General features: G+C 52.9%; 18 protein-coding genes. All 18 read right to left on the minus strand.

Annotated features, from left to right (window positions below; translation table 11 throughout):
• Positions 1 to 26 precede the first annotated feature (26 nt).
• The 18 genes from sigE to mraZ all read right to left on the minus strand — a co-directional run bounded on the left by sigE (position 27) and on the right by mraZ (position 21,854).
• Positions 27 to 749: an RNA polymerase sporulation sigma factor SigE gene (sigE, locus tag AC0LWM_RS08700; protein WP_474674515.1), complete on the minus strand. Its 723-nt coding sequence runs from the start codon at positions 747 to 749 to the stop codon at positions 27 to 29.
• Positions 750 to 786: 37 nt separating this feature from the next.
• Positions 787 to 1,701 (minus strand): sigma-E processing peptidase SpoIIGA, encoded by a 915-nt coding sequence (gene spoIIGA, locus AC0LWM_RS08705; RefSeq protein ID WP_474674516.1) that lies wholly within the window; start codon positions 1,699 to 1,701, stop codon positions 787 to 789.
• Positions 1,702 to 1,879: 178 nt separating this feature from the next.
• Positions 1,880 to 2,983: a cell division protein FtsZ gene (ftsZ, locus tag AC0LWM_RS08710; RefSeq protein WP_474674517.1), complete on the minus strand. Its 1,104-nt coding sequence runs from the start codon at positions 2,981 to 2,983 to the stop codon at positions 1,880 to 1,882.
• 183 nt (positions 2,984 to 3,166) lie between these two features.
• Positions 3,167 to 4,420, minus strand: coding sequence for a cell division protein FtsA (ftsA, locus tag AC0LWM_RS08715; RefSeq protein ID WP_474674518.1), 1,254 nt, complete (start codon positions 4,418 to 4,420; stop codon positions 3,167 to 3,169).
• A gap of 212 nt (positions 4,421 to 4,632) precedes the next feature.
• Positions 4,633 to 5,439: a cell division protein FtsQ/DivIB gene (locus tag AC0LWM_RS08720; RefSeq protein WP_474674519.1), complete on the minus strand. Its 807-nt coding sequence runs from the start codon at positions 5,437 to 5,439 to the stop codon at positions 4,633 to 4,635.
• A 110-nt stretch (positions 5,440 to 5,549) separates the two neighbouring features.
• Complete coding sequence (murA, locus tag AC0LWM_RS08725) at positions 5,550 to 6,827, minus strand: UDP-N-acetylglucosamine 1-carboxyvinyltransferase (protein WP_474674520.1); 1,278 nt, start codon at positions 6,825 to 6,827, stop codon at positions 5,550 to 5,552.
• 15 nt (positions 6,828 to 6,842) lie between these two features.
• Positions 6,843 to 7,748: a UDP-N-acetylmuramate dehydrogenase gene (gene murB / locus AC0LWM_RS08730; RefSeq protein WP_474674521.1), complete on the minus strand. Its 906-nt coding sequence runs from the start codon at positions 7,746 to 7,748 to the stop codon at positions 6,843 to 6,845.
• Between the two features lie 233 nt (positions 7,749 to 7,981).
• On the minus strand, positions 7,982 to 9,106 hold the full coding sequence (gene murG / locus AC0LWM_RS08735; protein WP_474674522.1) for an undecaprenyldiphospho-muramoylpentapeptide beta-N-acetylglucosaminyltransferase: 1,125 nt from the start codon (positions 9,104 to 9,106) through the stop codon (positions 7,982 to 7,984).
• 5 nt (positions 9,107 to 9,111) lie between these two features.
• Positions 9,112 to 10,209: a stage V sporulation protein E gene (gene spoVE / locus AC0LWM_RS08740; RefSeq protein ID WP_474674523.1), complete on the minus strand. Its 1,098-nt coding sequence runs from the start codon at positions 10,207 to 10,209 to the stop codon at positions 9,112 to 9,114.
• 50 nt (positions 10,210 to 10,259) lie between these two features.
• A complete protein-coding gene (murD, locus tag AC0LWM_RS08745) occupies positions 10,260 to 11,678 on the minus strand; it encodes a UDP-N-acetylmuramoyl-L-alanine--D-glutamate ligase (protein ID WP_474674524.1) in 1,419 nt (472 codons plus the stop codon).
• 3 nt (positions 11,679 to 11,681) lie between these two features.
• Positions 11,682 to 12,644: a phospho-N-acetylmuramoyl-pentapeptide-transferase gene (gene mraY / locus AC0LWM_RS08750; RefSeq protein ID WP_474674525.1), complete on the minus strand. Its 963-nt coding sequence runs from the start codon at positions 12,642 to 12,644 to the stop codon at positions 11,682 to 11,684.
• Positions 12,645 to 12,668: 24 nt separating this feature from the next.
• Positions 12,669 to 14,063, minus strand: coding sequence for a UDP-N-acetylmuramoyl-tripeptide--D-alanyl-D-alanine ligase (locus AC0LWM_RS08755; protein WP_474674526.1), 1,395 nt, complete (start codon positions 14,061 to 14,063; stop codon positions 12,669 to 12,671).
• Positions 14,056 to 15,549, minus strand: a complete 1,494-nt coding sequence (locus AC0LWM_RS08760) for a UDP-N-acetylmuramoyl-L-alanyl-D-glutamate--2,6-diaminopimelate ligase (protein WP_474674527.1) — start codon at positions 15,547 to 15,549, stop codon at positions 14,056 to 14,058. Before AC0LWM_RS08760 ends, AC0LWM_RS08755 begins: the two co-directional genes overlap by 8 nt.
• Before the next feature lie 61 nt (positions 15,550 to 15,610).
• A complete protein-coding gene (locus AC0LWM_RS08765) occupies positions 15,611 to 17,554 on the minus strand; it encodes a stage V sporulation protein D (RefSeq protein ID WP_474674550.1) in 1,944 nt (647 codons plus the stop codon).
• Between the two features lie 103 nt (positions 17,555 to 17,657).
• Positions 17,658 to 19,967, minus strand: a complete 2,310-nt coding sequence (locus tag AC0LWM_RS08770) for a penicillin-binding transpeptidase domain-containing protein (RefSeq protein ID WP_474674528.1) — start codon at positions 19,965 to 19,967, stop codon at positions 17,658 to 17,660.
• 10 nt (positions 19,968 to 19,977) lie between these two features.
• Complete coding sequence (gene ftsL / locus AC0LWM_RS08775) at positions 19,978 to 20,412, minus strand: cell division protein FtsL (protein WP_474674529.1); 435 nt, start codon at positions 20,410 to 20,412, stop codon at positions 19,978 to 19,980.
• A gap of 15 nt (positions 20,413 to 20,427) precedes the next feature.
• Entirely contained in the window at positions 20,428 to 21,387 is a 960-nt protein-coding gene (gene rsmH / locus AC0LWM_RS08780; RefSeq protein ID WP_474674530.1) for a 16S rRNA (cytosine(1402)-N(4))-methyltransferase RsmH, read from the minus strand.
• Positions 21,388 to 21,416: 29 nt separating this feature from the next.
• Complete coding sequence (gene mraZ / locus AC0LWM_RS08785) at positions 21,417 to 21,854, minus strand: division/cell wall cluster transcriptional repressor MraZ (protein WP_474674531.1); 438 nt, start codon at positions 21,852 to 21,854, stop codon at positions 21,417 to 21,419.
• Between the last annotated feature and the right edge of the window lie 50 nt (positions 21,855 to 21,904).

Raw genomic sequence — 21,904 nt, forward strand, 5'->3', positions numbered from 1 at the left:
TTTTAATTCCTGTTCGACATTTTTCGCTAAACCATCTTGTTGAACTCCTTGCGAAGCCGTTTAATAATTCTTTTTTCTAAACGGGATATGTAGCTTTGCGATATGCCCAGCATGTCGGCGACATCCTTCTGGGTTTTTTCCTCGCCGTCCGTTAGTCCGAATCGGAGCTCCATGATGACGCGCTCCCGCTCCGACAGCTTATCCAGAGCTTTATGTAACAGCTTGCGGTCAACCTGCTCCTCGATGTTGCGGTAAATCGTATCGTTCTCCGTACCGAGCACGTCGGACAACAGCAGTTCATTGCCGTCCCAGTCGATGTTCAGCGGCTCGTCGAACGATACTTCGGTCCGGATTTTGCTATTGCGGCGCAGGTACATCAAGATTTCGTTTTCGATGCAGCGGGAGGCGTAAGTGGCAAGCTTAATCTTCTTATCCGGATCGAACGTATTCACCGCTTTGATCAGCCCGATCGCTCCGATCGATACAAGATCCTCGATATTGATTCCGGTATTTTCGAATTTGCGGGCAATATATACGACCAGCCGCAGGTTGCGCTCGATCAGCATGGCGCGAATGGCCGCATCGCCGCTCGGCAGCTTGCCCAGCAAAAATTCTTCCTCTTCGCGCGTTAGCGGAGGAGGTAAAGCTTCGCTCCCTCCGATATAGTACACTTCTTCGTTTTTGAGTCCGAATAACAGCATCATCCGGTAGTAGTAGATTTGCATGTTCAATTTCCATTTGTAGAGCATAGCTAATACCTCCTGAAATTCACTTATGCTTAAGGCTTCATCCGATTAAAGTCGGATGAATGATCGCTCGGTACGAGCCGTCCGAAGACAGTTTGCCTCCGTCGAGGCCGATCAGCACCTTCGACGTTTCCGTAGTCGCGTCGCCCTGGGTAATGATAACCTTATCGGGTTTCAACGCCAGCATGAACTGTGTTCCCCGATTCACGCCGCGGTAAGGGATAATGCGAAGCCGGTCCTGCCAGGCAAATTCGTCTTCACCGATCACAGCAACGATCTGATCCGCTTCAAACTGTTGAATCCGCTTGAGCCAAGCCTCAGGGAGCTGCTCCTTCCATTGCGAAGCCTCCATAATCATGACCGGCGTTCGTGTCAGCGGATCGTACAAGTGATTGCCGGTGTCGATCAGTCCGATGCAGGTCGATTCGACATCCTCAATGACGACGCGCACCTGAGCCATAAACTGCGTCATGGCCTCCCGCCGTTTGGCGCTTTTGAATACGACCTGATAGAGCATCATCATGAGGAAGAAAACAATCAACACAAAGGTTGAACCTATTTTCATCTGAAAGCTGAGTCCGCCGGAATGCGTGAACCAAATTCCATTCATCACTTCCCCGGATGACTGCATAAAATAGTGGAGTCCGATAATTCCCCCGGCAGCGGCGAAGTTGGCGACGTAAAACATCCCGATATTTCTTAAAAAATGCTGCAAGCTGCCGAACCCGAAAGCACACCAAACCATAAATAACGAAAATACCAGCTTCACTGCAAAAGTGGACAAAAACGTAAGCTCCGGCACAAACATCACGATCACATAGGATGCGCCGATGCATGCCGCCACAATGATGCGCCATAGCTTTACCTTCAGCTTGCGCATCCAAGCCGTTGCCAGCAGCACCGTGCCGTCGATCAACAGGTTGGTCAAGAAAATGAGGTCAATATAAACAACCATGTTTTCTCACCGCCCTACCAGAAATCGATAAAGCTAGTATATAAAAAGCGTATTCCAAAGTCTGTCTAAACTTGCCAGCCGAACGGAACTTTTTTTGTCGAAGAAGGCAACTATTTCACGAGAAAATAAAAAAAGCGCACCGCCATTCACAATGGCAGTACGCTTTTGATAGATTGCACTAGTTCCGTGGACGGTTACGCAAAAAGGCAGGGATATCGAGCTGATCGCTCGAGACTTGGCTGCCGAACGGCTTCAAGCTCGATGAGCGGTTATCCTGTTGAGCTTCAAGCTGCGATGCAGGCTTGCGAACAGGTGCCTGCGGGGCGCTCTTATGCTCGAATCCGGTTGCGATAACCGTTACTTTGATTTCATCTTTTAAGGTTTCGTCGATCTTCGCGCCAAAAATCATTTGCAGCTCCGGATCCGACGCCTCGGTAATAATTTCAGCCGCTTCGTTAACTTCGTACAGGCTCAAGTTAACGCCGCCCGTTACGTTGATAATACAGCCGCGTGCGCCCTCAATGGACGTTTCGAGCAATGGGCTCATGATCGCTTTGCGCGCCGCCTCCGCTGCGCGGTTCTCTCCAGTCGCCACACCAATGCCCATCAGCGCAGAACCGCGATAGGTCATAATGGTCTTGACGTCGGCAAAGTCGAGGTTAATCAATCCCGGCACGGCGATCAGGTCGGAGATGCCCTGCACGGCTTCGCGAAGAACGTTATCCGCCGCGCGGAACGCTTCGAGCATCGGCGTTTTTTTGTCTACAATCTCAAGCAACCGGTCATTCGGAATAACGATCAGCGTATCGACCTTTTCCTTCAGCGCTTCGATTCCGACTTCTGCTTGCATAGAACGTTTAGGGCCTTCGAACCTAAACGGCCGCGTTACGACGCCAACCGTCAGCGCGCCGCATTCGCGGGCGATTTCGGCGATAACCGGAGCGGCTCCCGTTCCTGTGCCTCCGCCCATACCCGCCGTTATGAATACCATGTCCGCACCTTTAAGCGTGTTCATGATTTGATCTCGGGACTCCTCGGCCGCCTTCTTGCCTACATCGGGATTTGCTCCCGCGCCGAGACCACGCGTCAGCTTGTCCCCAAGCTGCAGCTTCTGCTCGGATTTGGACAAATTAAGCGCCTGCGCGTCGGTATTCACCGTAATGAACTCAACGCCTTCGACGCCATTTTCGATCATGCGGTTGACGGCGTTGCCGCCGCCGCCGCCGACGCCGATTACTTTAATTTGCGCCATATGCCCCATATCATAATCAAATTCCAACATGTTATGATTTTCCCCCTTCAGGCTCTCAGTGAAAAGCTTCTGAGCGAAGCCTATTCGATGAAGATACATTCGTATTTTAGAGGAAGCTTTTCTTGCGAAATAAGGAAGCCATAACTTGAAGTATATTCTTTCTTATCTCTTAATAAAGCCACGACTAAAGCGTGCAGCCATTCACTTGCACTATTAGATAAACTCGCTGAACATATTTTTCAACCGCTCGAACAATCCCGGTTTTGGCGTTGAAGTCGAGGCAGCGGCTTGAGCCTTGCGGTTGCTGGATACCTTCTTCGCCGGCGCTGCGCTTCGATTACGCACGTATTTGGAAACATATTGGATGATGCCGACACCACTCGCATAAGCGGGATCTCTAACGCCGATATAGTCCGGCACGGCGATGCGTACCTGTGCGGCCAATTCCGATCGTGCAACGGTCAGAACGCCCGGCATGGCAACCGCGCCGCCCGTGAGAACGTACCCTCCGGCCATATCGCCGAAGCCAAGCCGCTTCACTTCCATTCGAATCAAGTGGAAAATCTCTTGCACGCGCGGCTCAACGATATTCGCCAAATCGACTTGCGTATATTCTCGTTCGGTATTCGAGCCGATGCCCGGCACCTTGAATACTTGATCCTCCGCCGCGTCCGCGACGACGGAACAGCCGAATTTCAGCTTGATTTTCTCGCCGATATCCGTTTGCGTCTTCAATCCGTAACAAATGTCGTTCGTTACGAATTCGCCGCCGATCGGCAGTGTGGACGTAGCGACAAGATTGCCCTGATCGAATACGGCGATCGTCGTCGCGCCCGCTCCGATGTCGACCAGCACCGTCCCCATCGTTTTTTCGTCTTTGGTCAAGGCCAGTTGTCCGCTCGCAAGCTGCATCAGAATCAGGCCCGAAACATGCAGGCCGGACTTCTCCACACACCGCAGCAAGTTATGTATTGCCGTCTTCGCGCCCGTAATAATGGTCGCTTCCACTTCCAGACGTACGCCGATCATCCCTCGCGGGTCTTTGATGCCTTCCAATCCGTCTACGAGATATTGCTTCGACACGATGCCGATAATTTCCCGTTCCGGCGGCAAAGCAATCACTCTCGCTGCTTGCAGTACGCGTTCAATATCCTCTTCGCCGATTTCGCGGTCTTCGTTCGAGACAGCGACAACGCCGTGGCTCGTTTGCAAAGCGATATGATTTCCGTTAATTCCGACATATACGTCCGCTATTTGAATGCCGACCATCCGTTCCGCATGATCAACGGCATTTCGAATCGATTGAACGGTTTGATCAATATCGACGATTGCCCCTTTGCGAATACCTTCCGAGTCGGCAGATCCAACCCCGACAATATTGATCTGTCCATTGTTCAATTCGCCGATAATGGCACGAACTTTGGATGTACCGATGTCCAAACTAACAATGATGTCATTGCTGCTCAACCCGTGGCACCTCCTGTTCACCCGTAAAAATAGTAGTCAAGACAATAATACTCCTGTACATATTCAACACGGTTTAAAGTTTCCCTCTTTTTTCAACAAAATTTTTGAGCATGAATCTATTACCAATTCCGCTCCCCGCAAGCATTTTACTAGATTTCAAAGCAACGAAGTACCTGCAAATCCCATAATTACAATTTTATCATTCTTTTAAGCTATTGAGTAGTGCCTTTTTCAGAGCTTTTGCCGTTATTTTCGCCGTCGGCGCCATCCGGCTCCTGGGGCGTATACGGCAAGTGCGTATTCGCCTCTAGCATCGTAATGACTCCCGGCTTCTGCCGCTCAATAATATCGCCGATGTAAATGATTTTTTCTTTCAACAGCGAAATGGCCGTAATAACCTCAAATTTGGATCTCGTATACAATTTGATCCGGTCGGGATACGCTTGTGACGGGATCGGCTGTATTTCCGAAATATCCGCTAGCAGTTGCTCCGGGATCAAGGCCAGCTGCTTGCATAACTCCGCCTTCAGGGCTTCGAGCTTCGTCCACTTTGTTAATATCGGCATTTCGAGAACAATGTTTACATCTTGAACCGGAACCGACGCCCCATTGGCCAAAATGGCGAAAACCGCCGTGCCCTTAGCGGTCGCCGCAGACCCGTCATTCATCTCGAATGCTACAGTCTTATATTCCTTTACGGTAATCGTAACGAGACCCGGAAACTGCTTATCCACGGCGACATCTTCGACAGGCTGAAGCGTCTTGATCCGGTCCTCCAGCGTACCCGAGCTTGTCCCGAAAAACTGATCCCCCGGCGCGACGCCGATGATTTGTTTGATTTGTTCCGTCGTAGCGAAATGATTTCCTTGAATGCGGATTTCCGATATTTTACTGATCGGCGAGCGGAAGAAAAGTACGGCGAGCAGTACGACAAAAAGCAAAAAAATGATCAGCAGCAGCTTTCTGCTGCCGCGATGGCGCACTTTTTTCTCCCGCAAGACGGGCATTTCTTCTTTCATGGTTCGATACCACCCGGCGTAAAATAGTTTTCGATGCAGTTAGGAGTCTGTCCAACGGCTGCGACGTTAGTCAGACTCCTTAAACGGCAAAGCAGTATGAAAACAATCGATTAGGACAATAACGATTTCGGAACCGGCGAACGTCGTTCAATCTTCGCTCCTAAACGCTGAAAGATCTGCTCGATCCGTGCGTAGCCGCGGTCGATATGGTGCACCTGCTCGACAACCGTCGTTCCGTTCGCGGCTAGGCCGGCAATGACCAGCGCGGCGCCCGCGCGCAAATCGGTGGCTTCGACCGTCGCTCCGTATAACCGGTGAACGCCGCGTATAAACGCCGAACTCATATCGAGCCGGATGTCGGCTCCCATGCGGGTTAATTCATCGACATGCTTGAATCTTCCTTCGAAAATCGTTTCCTTGATAATGCTGAAGCCGTCGGATAAGGCGAGCAGAACCATAATTTGCGATTGCAAATCGGTCGGAAACGCCGGATAAGGGGAAGTGACGATTCGTTCGACGGCTTTTGGCCTTGCCGAACAGTTCACGTTAATTATATCATCGTCGATCGCGATTTGAACACCCATCCGCTTGAGTACGTGAACGAGCGAAGTCAGGTGTCCGGGATTCACTTGCTGCAGCGTGACGTTGCCGCGAGTCACCGCGGCGGCGACCATCAGCGTCCCGGTCACGATCCGGTCGGGAATGACCCGATACACGCACGGAGTCAGCTGCGAAACCCCTTCGATCGTAATCGTATCCGTTCCTGCGCCGATGATTCTTGCGCCCATTGCATTGAGGAAATTGGCTAAATCTTGTATTTCCGGCTCGCGCGCCGCGTTGGAGATCGTCGTCGTCCCCGTTGCGGTAGCCGCGGCCATCATAATGTTTTCCGTAGCGCCGACGCTTGGAAAATCCAAATAAATGTCGGTGCCGACCAGCTTATCGGCAGAGCATATAATCGTATCGCCGGCAAATTCGAATTTTGCGCCAAGCGCCTTCAATCCGAGCATATGCAAATCGATTTTCCGTTCGCCGATCGCACAGCCTCCCGGCTGGTAAAACTGTGCCTTGCCAAAACGCGCCAGCAGCGGTCCCATAAGAAAAATGGAGGATCTCATCTGCTTCATCAAATCTTCAGGAATATGAAACGTATTCGCCGAAGACGTATTCAACACCACTTTGTCAACGTGATGTTCCGCACGACAACCGAGATCCCGTAATATTTGCAGCATCACGTGAATGTCGAGCAGATCGGGTACGTTCGTAATCTCAAACGTTCCTGATGCCATGACGCTAGCTGCTAGAATCGGCAATGCGGCGTTTTTCGCACCATGGATTCGAACGGTTCCTGACAGAGGTTTCCCGCCTTCAATCACCAATTTCTCCAATGTATCACCTCCGAATTACCGCTCACCCACCATAAGCACTTCCGGCGATAATTCAACGCCGAATTGCTCCTGAACCGTTTGTCGGATTCGTTCAATCAGGGTGAGAACGTCTCTGGCTGTCGCGTGCCCGGTGTTAATAATGAAATTGGCATGCATCGGCGAAACTTCCGCGCCTCCCACTCGCAGCCCTTTTAATCCCGCCTCTTCGATCAGTTTGGCGGCATATCCCCCGGGCGGGTTGCGGAACACGCTGCCGCAGCTAGCGAGTGTGAGCGGTTGCGTAGCAAGCCTCCGTGCTCGAAGTGCGGACGAGGTAGCTTTGATCTCGTCCCGGTTGCCGTGCGCGAGCTCGAACACCGCCTCCAGGACGATGCCGCTGCGCTCGTGCAGGACGGAATGCCGGTACTCGTATCGCATGTCCTCGTTGCTCCAATGCGCCACTTCACCGTTTTCAAGCAGCACTTCAACCGATTTGAGAATGCGCGACACATCAGACCCATGGGCCCCCGCGTTCATGTATACCGCCCCTCCGACGGACCCCGGTATTCCTCCGGCGAACTCCAGGCCGGTCAAACCCATCTTCCCGGCCATCGTACACAACTTGATGAGCGAATAGGCGGCGCCTGCGTAAACGAGGTTATCGTCAAACCGACAATAATCGAGCTCTTTGCCCAGCTTGATGACGACGCCGCGTATGCCGCGGTCGCTGACAAGCAGATTGGAGCCTTTGCCGATTTTCGTCCACGGTACACCGTGCAGGTGGAGCAACCGGATGAGACGAATGAGTTGTTGTTTGTTGTCGGGAATGACGAGCATATCCGCCGGACCGCCGATTTCCCAAGTCGTATATTTTGCGAGCGGTTCATTGAGCCGTATCGTTCCGACATCTGCTGCTTCTAATTCAGCAATGAGTTGCTGCATGGGACGAACCTCCTTCACAGAAATAACATGGGATATACAGTGCGTAGAAAATGGCCATTTTCAATACGTCCATGTATACGTCAGATCGGTCTGGGTGATTGTCACGATTATAGAGTATCTTATGTCAAATTGACCGGGAGTGTGACAATCGCCCAGAACCGCGATAAACGGCGCTTTTTTCGATCTCTTGCACTACCGCCGTTTACCTGGAGATAAATCATGGCCGTTTTTGTTTACCGTTTTCGTTTCCGTTTGCGATCGGCAAGCCGCTTCATCTCTTGCACGATCAGCTCCGCCGAATTCGGTTGGCCAAGCGAACGGGACTGCTCTGACATGTCTGCGCGCAGCTTCGTATCCTTCATTATATCTTCGATAGCGGCAAACAGTGACGGGCCTTTCAACTGTTTCTCCAGAATTAGCCTCGCTGCATTTGCATCGGAAAGCCAACGTGCGTTCGCTTCTTGGTGATTATTCGTTACGTTCGGCGATGGAATAAGAATCGAAGGTATGCCTAGCGACGTAATTTCCGCAAGCGACGACGCACCCGAACGACTGACGATCAGCGAAGTCGCTGCAAGAACTTCCGGCATATTATGGATATACGGGTAAATGTGCAAATTGGCCGGCAATTGACCTGCGCTGCGCTCGATTCTCTCTTTTGTCGAAGAATAATAACTTTCGCCCGTTACATACACAAAATGAACGTGCGGCAGCTTGTGCAGCTCGGGCACCGCGCCGATCATCGCTTCGTTAATCGCTTTGGCGCCTCTGCTGCCTCCGACGATCACGACGATATTCGAGCCTTCCGGCAAACCTAGCGCGGCATAACCTTTGGCCTTGTCGGCGTAATAGACAGACGTCGCTCTCGGATTGCCGGTATACAATACTTGGCCCGCCTTGGAAAACTGATTCTCCGAACCTTTAAAGCTGACCGCCACCAAATCCGTATAGCGGCTTAGAAACTTGTTCGTCAGCCCGGGAATGACGTTCTGCTCATGAATAATCGTCGGAATGCCGAGTTTCGCCGCCGCATAAACAACAGGACCGCAGACGTATCCTCCGGTCCCGATCACGATATCCGGTTTAAATTGCAGCAGCAGCTGGCGCGAACGTTTTACGCCGTTCCAGAAACGAACGAGCGTCTTGACGTTTTCCAGCGATAACTTCCGTTTGAAGCCGGTAATATGTATCGCTTCAAAAGGTATATTTTCTTTCGGCACGAGCGTGCTTTCCAGTCCGCGGGTCGTGCCGATATACATAATCTCCGTATCCGGCAATTCCTTCATGCATTGCCGGGCGACGGCAAGCGCCGGGTAAATGTGTCCGCCCGTTCCGCCTCCGCTTAAAACGACGCGCATCCGTCTCACCTCGAATAACGTGATATATTCAATAAAATGCCGATCGCCGTCAGCAATAGCGTTAGCGACGATCCGCCGTAACTGACCAAGGGAAGGGTAATGCCCGTCACCGGAAACATGCCGATGACGACGCCGATATTGATGACGACCTGTACGGCCACAATGCCGACGATTCCCGCTGCGAGCAAGCTGCCGAACGTATCCGGAGCCGTAATGGCCGTACGCATGCCACGCCACAGCAAGATGAGAAATAGAATGAGAACGGCGGCTCCGCCGATAAATCCAAGCTCCTCGGCTACGATGGAGAAAATAAAATCCGTTTGCGGCTCGGGCAAATAACTGTACTTTTGCCGGCTCATGCCGAGTCCGAGTCCGACAAGTCCGCCGGGTCCGATCGCATAAAGAGATTGAATGGCTTGATAGCCTGCCCCTAGCGGGTCTTGCCATGGGTCAAGAAAAGCCGTGATCCGCTGCAGCCGATACGGCGCAGCCAGGATGAGTCCGACAAACCCTGCGACGCCGATCAGCGCAAGCGAAGACAAATGAGCAATACGTGCTCCGGCCGTGTAGATAACGATCAGCGCAGCCCCGACCATGACCGTGCCGGTCCCTAAATCAGGCTGCAGCATGATCAGCCCGAATGCCGCGCCCAGAATCAACAGCGGAGGCATAAGCCCCTTCGTGAAATACGTAATTTTCGATTGTTGCTCCGACAGAAGCTTGGACAAAAAGATAATCATGCCGAGCTTCATAAACTCGGAAGGCTGAATGCCGAACGAGCTGATGCCAAGCCAGCTTCTCGCGCCGCCTCGGATGACGCCGACGCCAGGAATCAGAACGATGACCAGCAGCGCAAAACATATGATGAGTCCGATCTTCGCCCATTTCTTCCATACCCAATAATCCACGTTCATCGTGACGAACATGGCGATGACGCCAAGAACCGCAAACAACAGCTGTCTTTTCAAGAAATAATACCAATCGCCGTGATCGTGAAAAGCAAGCACCGCGCTGGCGCTATATACCATGACAACGCCGAGTGAGAGAATGACAAGCGTTGCGGCAATGATCCAAATATCAGGCATGGAACGGACTTTGGTCATAAAGCGGACACCTCTTAAACGCCGATGTAGGGGCTTGTATGCCCCCCTACTTAAAGGTTATGCACCGACTCTTTAAAAATGCGTCCACGCTGTTCGTAGGTTGTAAACATGTCCCAGCTGGCACATGCCGGAGAAAGCAACACAATGTCGCCCGGTTCGGCAAATTCAGCGGCGGCGCGTACGGCGAGGCGCAACGTTTCGGCAGCATCCTCCACAGTATCGACGGTTTTGACGGAAGCAATCCCCGCCATCTCCGCAACCCGGCTAATTTTGTGTCTCGTTTCCCCTAGGGCTATGACGGCTTTAACGTTGCCGCGCAGGCTTGGAACAAGCTCCAAATAATCCATCCCGCGTTCCAATCCGCCCGCAATCAGCACAATCGGAGCGGTGAACGCCTCGATCGCCGTGATCGTAGCCGCAGGATTCGTCGCTTTGGAGTTGTTGTAATAGTCGACCCCGTCGATCGTCCGCACGTATTCAAGGCGATGCTCGACGCCTTTGAACGCCCGAAGCTCCTGCGCGATGACCGTCGGCTCGACGCCGGCCGCCAGCGCAGCAGCCGTAGCGGCGAGCGCGTTTTCGACATTGTATTTGGCGGGAATGCCGATTTCGTCGATTGCAAGAATCGGATGTTCGGCGCCTTCGGAATCCTTATAAACGATTTGCTGCTTGCCGACCTGATCTTCCGGCTTGAGCGGAGGGTCGACGTAAACGCCCGCATTCAGCCGTTCCTTCACGGAAAACGGCATGAGCGTCGACTGAATGCTTTGCGCGACCAATCGGCAAATGGCATTGTCCCAGTTGATTATCGCAATATCGTCTTTGGTTTGGTTGGCGAATATTTTCGTCTTGGACGCAATATAATCTTCCATTGACCCATGGTAGTCCAAGTGCGTTTCGAAGACATTGAGCAAACAGGCGATACGAGGCTTGAACAGTTCCGTGCCTTTCAATTGAAAGCTGCTTAGCTCGACGACAAGCCAATGTTCCGGCGTCGCTTCCGGAGCGGCCTCGCAGAGCGCTCGTCCAATGTTGCCTGCGACGATCGGCTGCTTGCCCGCCGCGGCCAGCATGTTGCCGATCCAGGTTGTCGTCGTTGTTTTGCCGTTGGAGCCCGTAATGCCGATGATCGGCGCTTCGCCGATCCGGTAAGCAACCTCAACCTCGGTCACGACTTCGATGCCCAGCGCCAAAGCCGCTTGCACCGGGGGCGCCGAATACGGAATGCCCGGATTTTTCACGACAAGCGCAACGCCCGGGTGCATCAAACCGTCGGGATGACCCCCGCATACAACAGAAATTCCCAAAGCTTCGAGTTCATCCGCTTCGGGACATGATTGTCGATCCTTCTTATCGTTGACCGTAACGACGGCTCCAAAATTGCGGAACACTTTCGCCGCGCTGATGCCGCTCATGGCAAGCCCGAGGACAACGACCTCCTGCCCCCGGTACGCTGATGGATGTTTCATCTGCTACAACCCCTCGTTGATAAAAAGTCCAAGTCCGGCGAGCAGTAGCCCAACCAGCCAAAACGTAATGACGACCCGCCACTCCGACCATCCCGACAGCTCGAAATGATGGTGGATCGGGCTCATCTTGAAAATGCGTTTCCCGCGAGTTTTGAACGAAACGACTTGAATGATAACCGAAAGCATCTCCATGACGAATACGCCGCCAATGAGGACAAGCAGCAGTTCGGTTTTGGTCAAAATCGCTACCATCGCAAGTCCACCGCCAATGCCGAGCGAACCCGTGTCGCCCATAAACACTTTGGCCGGGTGGGCGTTAAAGACGAGAAACCCAAGCACCGCTCCGATCATCGCCGCGGAGAACGTCGCCGCCTCCGGTTCGGACAAGCGCATCGCGATGACGACGAACGCGCCGAAGGCAATCGCGCTTGTTCCCGACAGCAGGCCGTCCAGACCGTCGGTGAAATTGACCGCATTCGTCGTGCCGAGAAGCATAATGACGACGAGCGGATAATAGAACCATCCCAAATCGAGCGAAAAACTCGTGCCGGGAAGCGAAATGACGGTGCTGTGCCCCATCTGGTACAGCATGACGCAAATGATGACGGAAAATACGAGCTGTCCGATCAGCTTCTGCCTGGCCGTCAAACCAAGCGAGCGTTTGAATACGATTTTAATATAGTCGTCCAGAAACCCGATCAGGCCGAACCCTAGCGAAGCGATCAACAGCACGGCGAATTCCAGCGTTTTATCGGAAAACTTGAGAAAAGCCAAAGCGAGAGCCAACATAATTATGACGCCGCCCATCGTTGGCGTGCCTGCTTTTTTCAGGTGGCCCTGAGGGCCGTCCGTACGAATTTGCTGCCCGAATTTGAGCCGGCGGAGCAGCGGGATGAACAAAGGCCCGGCGATCACAGCCAATATAAATGCGACCCCTAGTGTTAATAATATCAATTTGTAGTCCACTGATTCACCTCATTATGCGACAATCTATAACTGTAACGTTTGCAGCTCATGGACAATCTCTTCCAGCTTCATCCCTCGCGAACCCTTCACCAGCACGACATCGCCTCCGTCAACAAGACGCGAAATACTGCGGACGATTTCATCTTTAGGCAGCGGCGCTTTCACCCGATCCTCCGAAAAGTTGGCGGCCGCTTCTTCCGCGATGCAAGCCGCCAAATTCCCGTAAGTAAATACGTAATCGACGTCTCCTTCGCGAAGCGCCCTGCCGATGTCCCGATGAAATTCCCGCTCCCGATCGCCAAGCTCCAGCATATCGCCGAGAACGACGATTTTCCTGCGGTATCCTTTCAAATCGCGAAACAAGTCCAAAGCGGCGAACACCGATGTCGGACTTGCATTATATGCATCGTTTAATATGGTCAGGCCGGAAACGCCGGTAACGACTTCGATCCGCATCCCGGTCGCTTCCATCGTCTCCAAACCGCGCACGATCGCGTTCCAGCTGACGCCCATATACTGCCCGACCGCGATGGCGGCGAGCGCATTGATCACGTTATGTCTGCCGAGGAGCGGTATGTAGCAATTCGGCATATTCGTCCCACTCACGGTGAAAAAGGTGCCCTTGCCGTCCAGCATCGTCGCAACCGGATAATAGTCGTTGCTGTCCGCGTGACCGAAGCGGAAACGAAGCATTCGCTCCGGAAGCTCGAGCGACTGCATCACTTCCTCGATCAGCGGCTCGTCGCCATTGTAAACGAACAATCCTCCAGGCTGCAGGCCGCTCAAAATTTCCAACTTCGCCCTGGCGATTTCCTTTCTCGATCCAAGCTGGAGCAGGTGCGCTTCGCCGATATTCGTGACGATCGCCGCTTCGGGCTTCGCAATGCGGGACAGCAGCTCAATTTCACCGCGGCCGCTCATCCCCATCTCGACAACCGCCATTTCCGTGCTTTCGTCCAATTGCAGCAGCGTAAGCGGCAAGCCGATATGATTGTTCAGATTGCCGGCCGTTTTGTGCGTCCGGTACGTCGTAGCAAGAATCGAAGCGACCATGTCCTTGGTCGTTGTTTTGCCATTGCTTCCGGTGATGCCGATGACTCGAACGGGCAGCTGATCCCGGTACGCCGACGCCAGCTTCTGCAAGGCAGCGAGCGTATCCTCCACGATGACGAGCGGCACGCCCTCCGGCGGATTTGGCCTGTCCTTCTGCCACAAAGACGCGGCTGCGCCGCGTGCAAGCGCCTCGGACACAAAGTCATGCCCGTCGAAACGCTCCCCGATGATCGGAACGTACAAACTGCCGGCAGGCACGTTTCGCGAATCCTTCGTAACGCCGTGAATACGCAAGCTGTCCCAAGGGCCGTTTAAACCGGCGGCCCCGGACATTTGCGCAATTTCCGATAACGTTCTATCAATCACTTGTTCTGCTCCTTATCGATTCGGCGGCAACGATCCGATCGTCGAAATCGAACGTTTGGCTGCCGATAATTTGACCTGTTTCATGACCTTTCCCCGCAATCAATACTACATCTTTAGAGCTTGCCATATCAATAGCTTTTTGGATGGCGGCGCGGCGATCCGCGATGATCACGTATCGCTGCGGGTCGATGCGGTCTTCGATAAACGCTTGCTCAATGTCTTTTAATATATCTTCCGGTTTCTCCGTACGCGGATTGTCCGAGGTGATGATAACTTGATCGGCATATTTCGCCGCGATGCGTCCCATGATCGGCCGTTTCGTCTTGTCTCGGTCCCCTCCGCAGCCGAACACGCACAGTACGCGTCCTTCTGCGAACTCTTTAACGGCGAGCAGCACGTTTTCCAGACCGTCCGGCGTATGCGCGTAATCGACGACAACGGAGAAGCTTTGCCCTGCATCGATCGCTTCCACGCGGCCTTCCACGCCTTTAACCGACTCCAGGCTTGCCTTGATTCGCTCAAGCGGAACGCCTTCGGCAAGCGCGGCGGATATTGCGGCGAGCGCGTTGTAGACGTTGAATTTGCCGACCATTTGCAGCTGAATGTCCGTTTCGCCGCGGAACGTCTTGACGTGGAACTTCGTTCCTCTGCCGGTCATGACCAAGCCGGACGCCCGTACGTCGGCTTCGTTATCGATTCCGTATAGAATCGTCTCAGCCGCCGTCAGACGGGCGAACTCCGCCGATGCCGGATCGTCTGCGTTCAGCACCGCGTATTTCCGCTCGGCCGGATCCGAAGCGTACGAATTGCCGAGCCGTGAGAAGAACAGCCCTTTCGCCGCGCGGTAATTTTCCATCGTCAGGTGATAATCCAGATGATCCTGCGTCAGATTCGTAAATATCGCGGTTCGAAAATCGCAGCCGAGAACGCGTCCTTGCTCCAATGCGTGGGAGGAAACTTCCATCACGCAATAATCGGTGCCCGCTTCGGCCATGTCATGCAAGTAACGCTGAAGATCGAGCGCACCCGGCGTCGTGCCGGACATCGGATAATCGCTGCCGCCGTATTTCATTTTGATCGTACCGATCACCCCGACCGAGGCGCCGTAATCGGCCAATATGCGATCGATCAAATAAGTTGTCGTCGTTTTCCCGTTTGTACCCGTAATGCCGATCATGCGCAGCCTTTTGCTGGCATAACCGTATTGAAATGCGGCTAGCGCGGCTAGTGTATGCCGGCTATTTCGCACGACCAGTTGCGGCAAGTCGACGCCTTTCAGCTCGCGCTGCACGACAAGCGCCGCCGCGCCTTTCTCCGCAGCCATCGGCGCGTGGTCGTGGCCGTCATGCTTCGAGCCGGTAATGCAAAAAAACAAATCGCCGGGTTTCACCTTGTTCGAGTCGGTTTGCAACCCGGTGATTTCAACATCCGCATCCCCGATCAAACGCGAGGAAAGCAGCAAATCCGCATATATTTTCAGTTGCATATCAAGTTCCCCCTATGCAAGACGTTATTCTCAGTATTAACCAAATGAGCCGACATCAAAATCATGGCGCCTTTGACTTCTGCTTGATCTCCGAGTCGGACCCCATATAAATCCGAATCGTTGAGCCTTTCTCGACGCGCGCGCCAGGCTTCGGCGCTTGGCTGATGACGACATTGCCCGTACCCGATTTGGCCAGATTAAAGTTCGTGTTCATATCCTCGTAGATATCTTGAACCGTCATTCCCGTCATATCGGGCACTTCGATCACCGGCGTTTCGCCGTAACGGTAGTCTTTGTTCAGTTGGTTTTTGCGCGGTTCGATATTCATGTATTGCAGCGTATCGGCCATGACGTTGCGCACGACCGGCGCCGCCACCAGGCCTCCGAACTGAATGCCCTGAGGATCGTCGATTGCAACATAAATGACGACCTTCGGATCATCCGCAGGCGCGAATCCGATGAACGAAACGATATGCTCATCCGGCAAATACCGGCCGTTCACCGCCTTCTGCGCGGTTCCCGTTTTGCCTCCTACACGGTATCCGTCAATAAACGCGTTGCGGCCTGTTCCTTTGGCAACGACGCTTTCCAGCGCTTCGCGCACCTTCTTCGACGTTTCCGGCGAAATGACTTGGCGCACGAGCTCCGGCTGAACCGTTTCGACCACTTCGCCCGTTTCCGGATTCGTCCACGCCTTGGCGACGTGAGGCTTGAACAGCTTGCCGCCGTTAATCGCCGCCGATACGGCCGTAATTTGCTGAATCGGCGTAACCGATACGCCTTGGCCGAAGGACGTCGTCGCAAGCTCGACCGGGCCGACCCGATTCAGCTTGAACATAATGCCGTTTTCCTCGCCGCTTAAATCGATGCCCGTTTTCGTGCCGAAGCCGAAATTTTTAATATACTCGAACAGCTTTTCCTTGCCGAGCCGCTGTCCCATCATGACAAAACCGGGGTTGCATGAATTTTCCACCACTTGCAGCAGCGTTTCGCTGCCGTGGCCGCCTTTCTTCCAGCAGCGCAGCCTGGCCCCGCCGACTTCGACGAAGCCGGGATCGTAGAAGGCTTCGCCGAAGCTGACTTTCCCTTCCTCAAGCGCAGCCGACAGCGTGATGATCTTGAACGTCGACCCCGGCTCGTAGGTCATCCAAATCGGCAGATTGCGGTTGTACACCTCCGACGGGAAGTTGCGGTAGTCGCCGGGCTCGAAATTCGGACGTCCGGCCATCGCAAGTATTTCCCCCGTGTTCGGATCCATTGCGATGCCGATCGCATGCTGCGGCTGCAGTTGCGTCATCGCCTGATCGAGCTCGCGCTCCAGGATGGACTGAATATGCTTGTCGATCGTCAGTTGCAGGTTCAGACCGTCGCGCGGCTTGACGTATTCGTCGGATGAATTGGGCATTTCCCGGCCGCTTGCATCGGCCAAATACGAAATATTGCCCTTCATGCCGCTCAGCAGCTTATCATAGCTCTGTTCGACGCCGGTTAAGCCTTGATCGATTCCGGCGATGCCGAGAATATGAGAAGCTAACCCGCCGAACGGGTAATACCTTTTGTTGTCCTCGGCAACATAAATGCCGGGCAAATTCATGCCTCTGATTTCCTGCGCCTTTTCCAACGTAATTTTACGCCCCCCGGGTCGAATACCTTCAATCGAGGAGCGCTTCGTGATCGATTTATATACTTTTTCTTCCGACATCCCGAGTGCGCTTGCCAGCTTTGCCGCCGTATCTTTGGCGTCTTTGATCTGGGCAGGCACCGCCCAAACGGTTGGCGAACTAATATTATACGCTAGCGGAATGCCGTTTCGGTCGGAAATTTCCCCGCGCTTGGCGAAGAACGGAACTTCCCGCCGCCACGAATCTTCGGCTTTCTCCGCCAATTCGGCACCTTTCCACAGCTGGACATAACCAAGACGAACAATTAAAGCCAGGAACAGCACGGTTCCAAGCGACAATGCGACAAGCAGCCTTCGGCGAACCGTTACGCCAGACACTTTCACCATCGTTCTCCCCTCTCCTTGTCCTTAAGTCAAGATACGTTTCATATCATGACTATTCGGGACAAACAGGGGTTAGAACAAGCTGTGCCGTTAATCCGGCAGATTACTCGGGCGGCGTCTCTTGATTGCCTTCAGGAGGCGTTGAATCCCCTTCGGACGCTCCGTCTGTCGGTCCATTTGTCTTTCCTTCAGACTTTCCTTCCGACTTGCCGTCGTCCTTCGACTTATCCCCGCCTTCTTCAGGCGGAGGACCATTCAGCGATTCGCTGAGCGATTGCAGAACAAGCGAAACGATCGTTTTTCCGTTGTTTTTCTCCGTCTTCTGTTCGACGACATATCCTTCGCCCGTCACCTGGCACGTTGTGCCGAGCAGCGTGCACATTTCAAGCGCATCGCGGAGCGACAACCCTTTTAAATCAGGCATAGTCGTATCCGATATTTTCTCCGTCATAACATAGATTCGTTGCTCGGGCAGAATTTGAGTCCCCGCTTGCGGAATTTGCTTGACGACCTTCGTTCCGCTGCCGATCGTTTGATAGGTCAGCTTATTGCTCTTGAGCAGCGATTGTGCCTGAGCTACGGTCAGATCCACGAGCTTTGGCGTGGCTACGAATGATTCCTTGTGTTCTTCCACGGTAATGGCTTTATTCGAAGGAACACCCATGTAGCGCAGCGACTGCGTAACGATTTCCTTGAACACCGGTGCAGCGACCGCTCCGCCACCCGCATATTTGTCTTGCGGTTCGTCAACAACGACATATACCAGAATTTTCGGATCTTCTACCGGAGCGTATCCGATAAACGATACGACAAACCGATCTTTTGAATATTCTTTTTGTCCGGTGATTACTTTTTGCGCCGTTCCGGTCTTGCCTGCAACCCGGTAGCCTTCAATATAAGCGTTGCGCCCCGTCCCTTTCTCCTGGTCGGAAACGACCTGCTCCAAATATTCATTGACCAGCTTCGACGTTTCGGGCGAAACGACTTGCCGCACCAGCTTCGGTTCAATCTTCTTTACTTCTTTGGTTACCGGATCGATCATTTCCTTCACCAAATGCGGCTGCAGCAGTTTACCGCCGTTGGCGACCGCGGCCACCGCGGCGACCTGCTGGATCGGAGTTACGGAGACCCCTTGACCGAACGTCGCCGTTGCATACTCGGATTCATAACGCATGTTGATACGGGCTTTAAGCTCGCCGCCAAGTTCGATACCTGTTTTTGGACCAAATCCGAAATCCGAGAAATATTGCTTAAACTTCTCATTGCCGAGCTTTTGCCCCAGCTTGACGAACGCAACGTTACTCGATCGCTTCAAGCCTTCGAGATATGTAATCTCCCCCCAACCTACCCGGTTATGATCTCTGATCGTTCTGTCCGCTACTCGGATCTGTCCGGATTTATACTTGTCGGTCGGATTAAACAACCCTTCTTCCACTGCTGCCGCTAAGGTCACAATTTTCGAAGTCGAGCCTGGCTCGTAATACGACTTGATTGAATGGTCGAAAAACGCGGCCATGTTGGTCGTTTCCCAATATTTGTTCGGGTTGAAGTTCGGCAAGTTCGCCATCCCGAGTATTTCCATCGTTTTCGGATCAACAGCGATCGTCGTCATGCTGAGTGGATGATACTTATCGTACGCTTTTTGCATCGCTTCTTCGATATAATGCTGAATTTTCTCGTCGATGGTCAGCTTGATCATCATACCGTCGCGAGGCGGTACGTATTGAACGTCCGCGTCCGGCAGCTTATAACCTTTCCGGTCCTTCGCATAGGCGATGGAACCTGGCGTCCCTGTCAGCTGCTTGTCGAAATAGGACTCGATGCCGTAAACCGGCTTTCCTTCTTTATCCATATAGCCAAGAACATGCGAAGCTAACGTATTTTTCGGATAATAGCGTTTCGATTCATTCATTAAATAAATGCCGACATCGGATATTTTTTGCTTTTCCCGTTCTTCCAGCTCTTTCTTCAAGCTTTCCGATAGAACCCTTACTTTATCAGCTACTTCTGTATCAATTTTCCATCCTTCCTTGCGGACTTCCCTTTGTTGAAAAAATGTGCCGTCCTCTTTCTTTGCAGTGACAAGCTTCATCAATTCAACTTCCGGTTTATCCAAAATATCGTGCAAGCCTTTGACAACCTTGTCGGCAATGCCGAGATCGTCGATCACCTGCGGATTTACCGCAACGGTGTATGCAAGAGCATCTTGCGCAAGGACGTTCCCGTTCCGGTCCATGATCGTCCCGCGAACGGGCTGCAGCTTCTTCTCCACCGACCATTCCTTCTCGGCAATTGTCAGCCATTTGTCGGCATTCGCGATTTGAACCCAATATAACCGACCTATCAGCGCAACAAAAAAGAGGGTGAATACGCCCCCAATGAGTAATGTACGAATACGCACAAGTTTTATCATCGACTTCACCTTACCTTTGAGCGTCAAGCATCGCAGTCGGCTCTTGATTTGTCGGTATGGATGCAGTCGGTGATTTTTTCAGTTCTTGAATGCCTTTATCATAAGGAGCGAATCCGAGCTTCTGCGCTTCTTCGGCGATGCGCTGCGGATTTTGCAGCTGGGCGATCTTCGTCTCTAGCTTGATGTTCTCTTGCTTGAGCGTCTCGATTTCTTTGCTGATCTTCTGCATTTGCACGTTCATCTCGTAGATCTGCGCATAACGGAAAATAATGAATCCCGCTACAACGACGCACACCACGATAGTAAATAAGTATAACAGTTTTTCCTGCATCGGTATAGCCTTTTTGCGGACGACGGTTCGCGTCGTTTCGCGCACTTTCTTTTCCGGTTGCTTTAACGTCTTCTTCTCATCGATGGCTAAATTTCCGTGCATGTAAGCGGACATTGTATTCCCTCCCTATTATGCTTGGTTTAATTTTTCGGCGATTCTCAGTTTAGCGGAGCGCGACCGCGGATTGGCTTCCAGCTCGGCCTTGCTCGGCTCGATCGGCTTCCGGTTAACCAGCTTGAGCGTCCCCTTCTTCCCGCACACGCACATCGGAAAATCCGGCGGGCAGGTGCATTTCTCTACGAAGCTCGCAAACGTTTGCTTGCAGATGCGATCCTCCAGCGAATGGAACGTAATGACGGATACCCTTCCGCCCGGAGCAAGGCAGCGCACGCTTTGCAGCAGTGCATCCTCGAATACGCCGAGCTCGTCGTTGACCGCGATACGAATCGCCTGAAAGCTGCGCTTCGCCGGATGCGGGCCCGTTCGGCGCGCCGCTGCGGGTATCCCTTCCTTAATAAGCTCTACTAGCTGCCCCGTCGTTTCGATCGTACCGGTTTCCCTTGCCTGTACGATCGTTCTTGCGATGCGTCGGGAAAACTTCTCCTCGCCGTATTCGAACAAGATCCGGGCGAGTTCCTGCTCGCTCCATTCGTTGACGATCGTTTTCGCCGACAAGCTCGACGACCGGTCCATTCTCATGTCCAGCTCCGCGTCCGCGTTATAGCTGAACCCGCGATCGGCTTCATCCAGTTGGGGCGACGATACGCCGAGATCGAACAGAATGCCGTCGACTTGCGGGATGCCGTCAACCGTTCTAACTCCGGCTTCCAGCAGCTTGTCCTGCAAATGGCGAAAATTGCTTTTGATCAGCTTGACGCGATCCTTGTAATCAGCCAGCCGTTTCTCCGCATTGTTCAAAGCGATATCGTCCTGATCGAAAGCGATCAGCATGCCGCCGTTTCCGAGCCTGGATGCGATTTCGAAGCTATGCCCCGCACCGCCAAGCGTGCAGTCTACGTAGATGCCGTCCGGTTTGATATTCAGACCTTCAACCGCTTCTTCTTTTAAAACCGTGATGTGGTGAAACAATGCTGCCTGACCTCCTGCATATGTATGTATTATAAATCGAAGTTAAAATCGACCAGCTTCTCGGCAATTTCGTTAAACGATTGCTCCGATTGCTGGAAGTAGCCTTCCCACACTTCCTTGCACCAAATTTCAACGCGGTTGGAAACGCCGAGCACGACGCAATCTTTGTCAAGCTTGGCATATTCACGAAGCGTATTCGGTATATTTACCCTTCCCTGTTTATCCAGCTCGCATTCCGTCGCGCCGGAAAAGAAAAATCGGGTAAACGCCCGGGCGTCAGACTTCATCAGCGGCAATGCCTTAAGCTTCTGCTCCAGCACCGTCCATTCGCTTCTCGGGTAGACGAACAAGCAATTGTCGAGCCCGCGCGTAATAATGAAGTCAGGTCCAAGGGCTTCACGGAACTTGGCCGGAATGATCAGACGGCCTTTATCATCCACACTGTGCTGATATTCGCCCATGAACATCGTCCCGTTCCACTCCTCCCCCGAATGTCACCACTTCGCTCCACTTTCCA

The organism is Paenibacillus sp. sgz302148 (assembly GCF_056120465.1).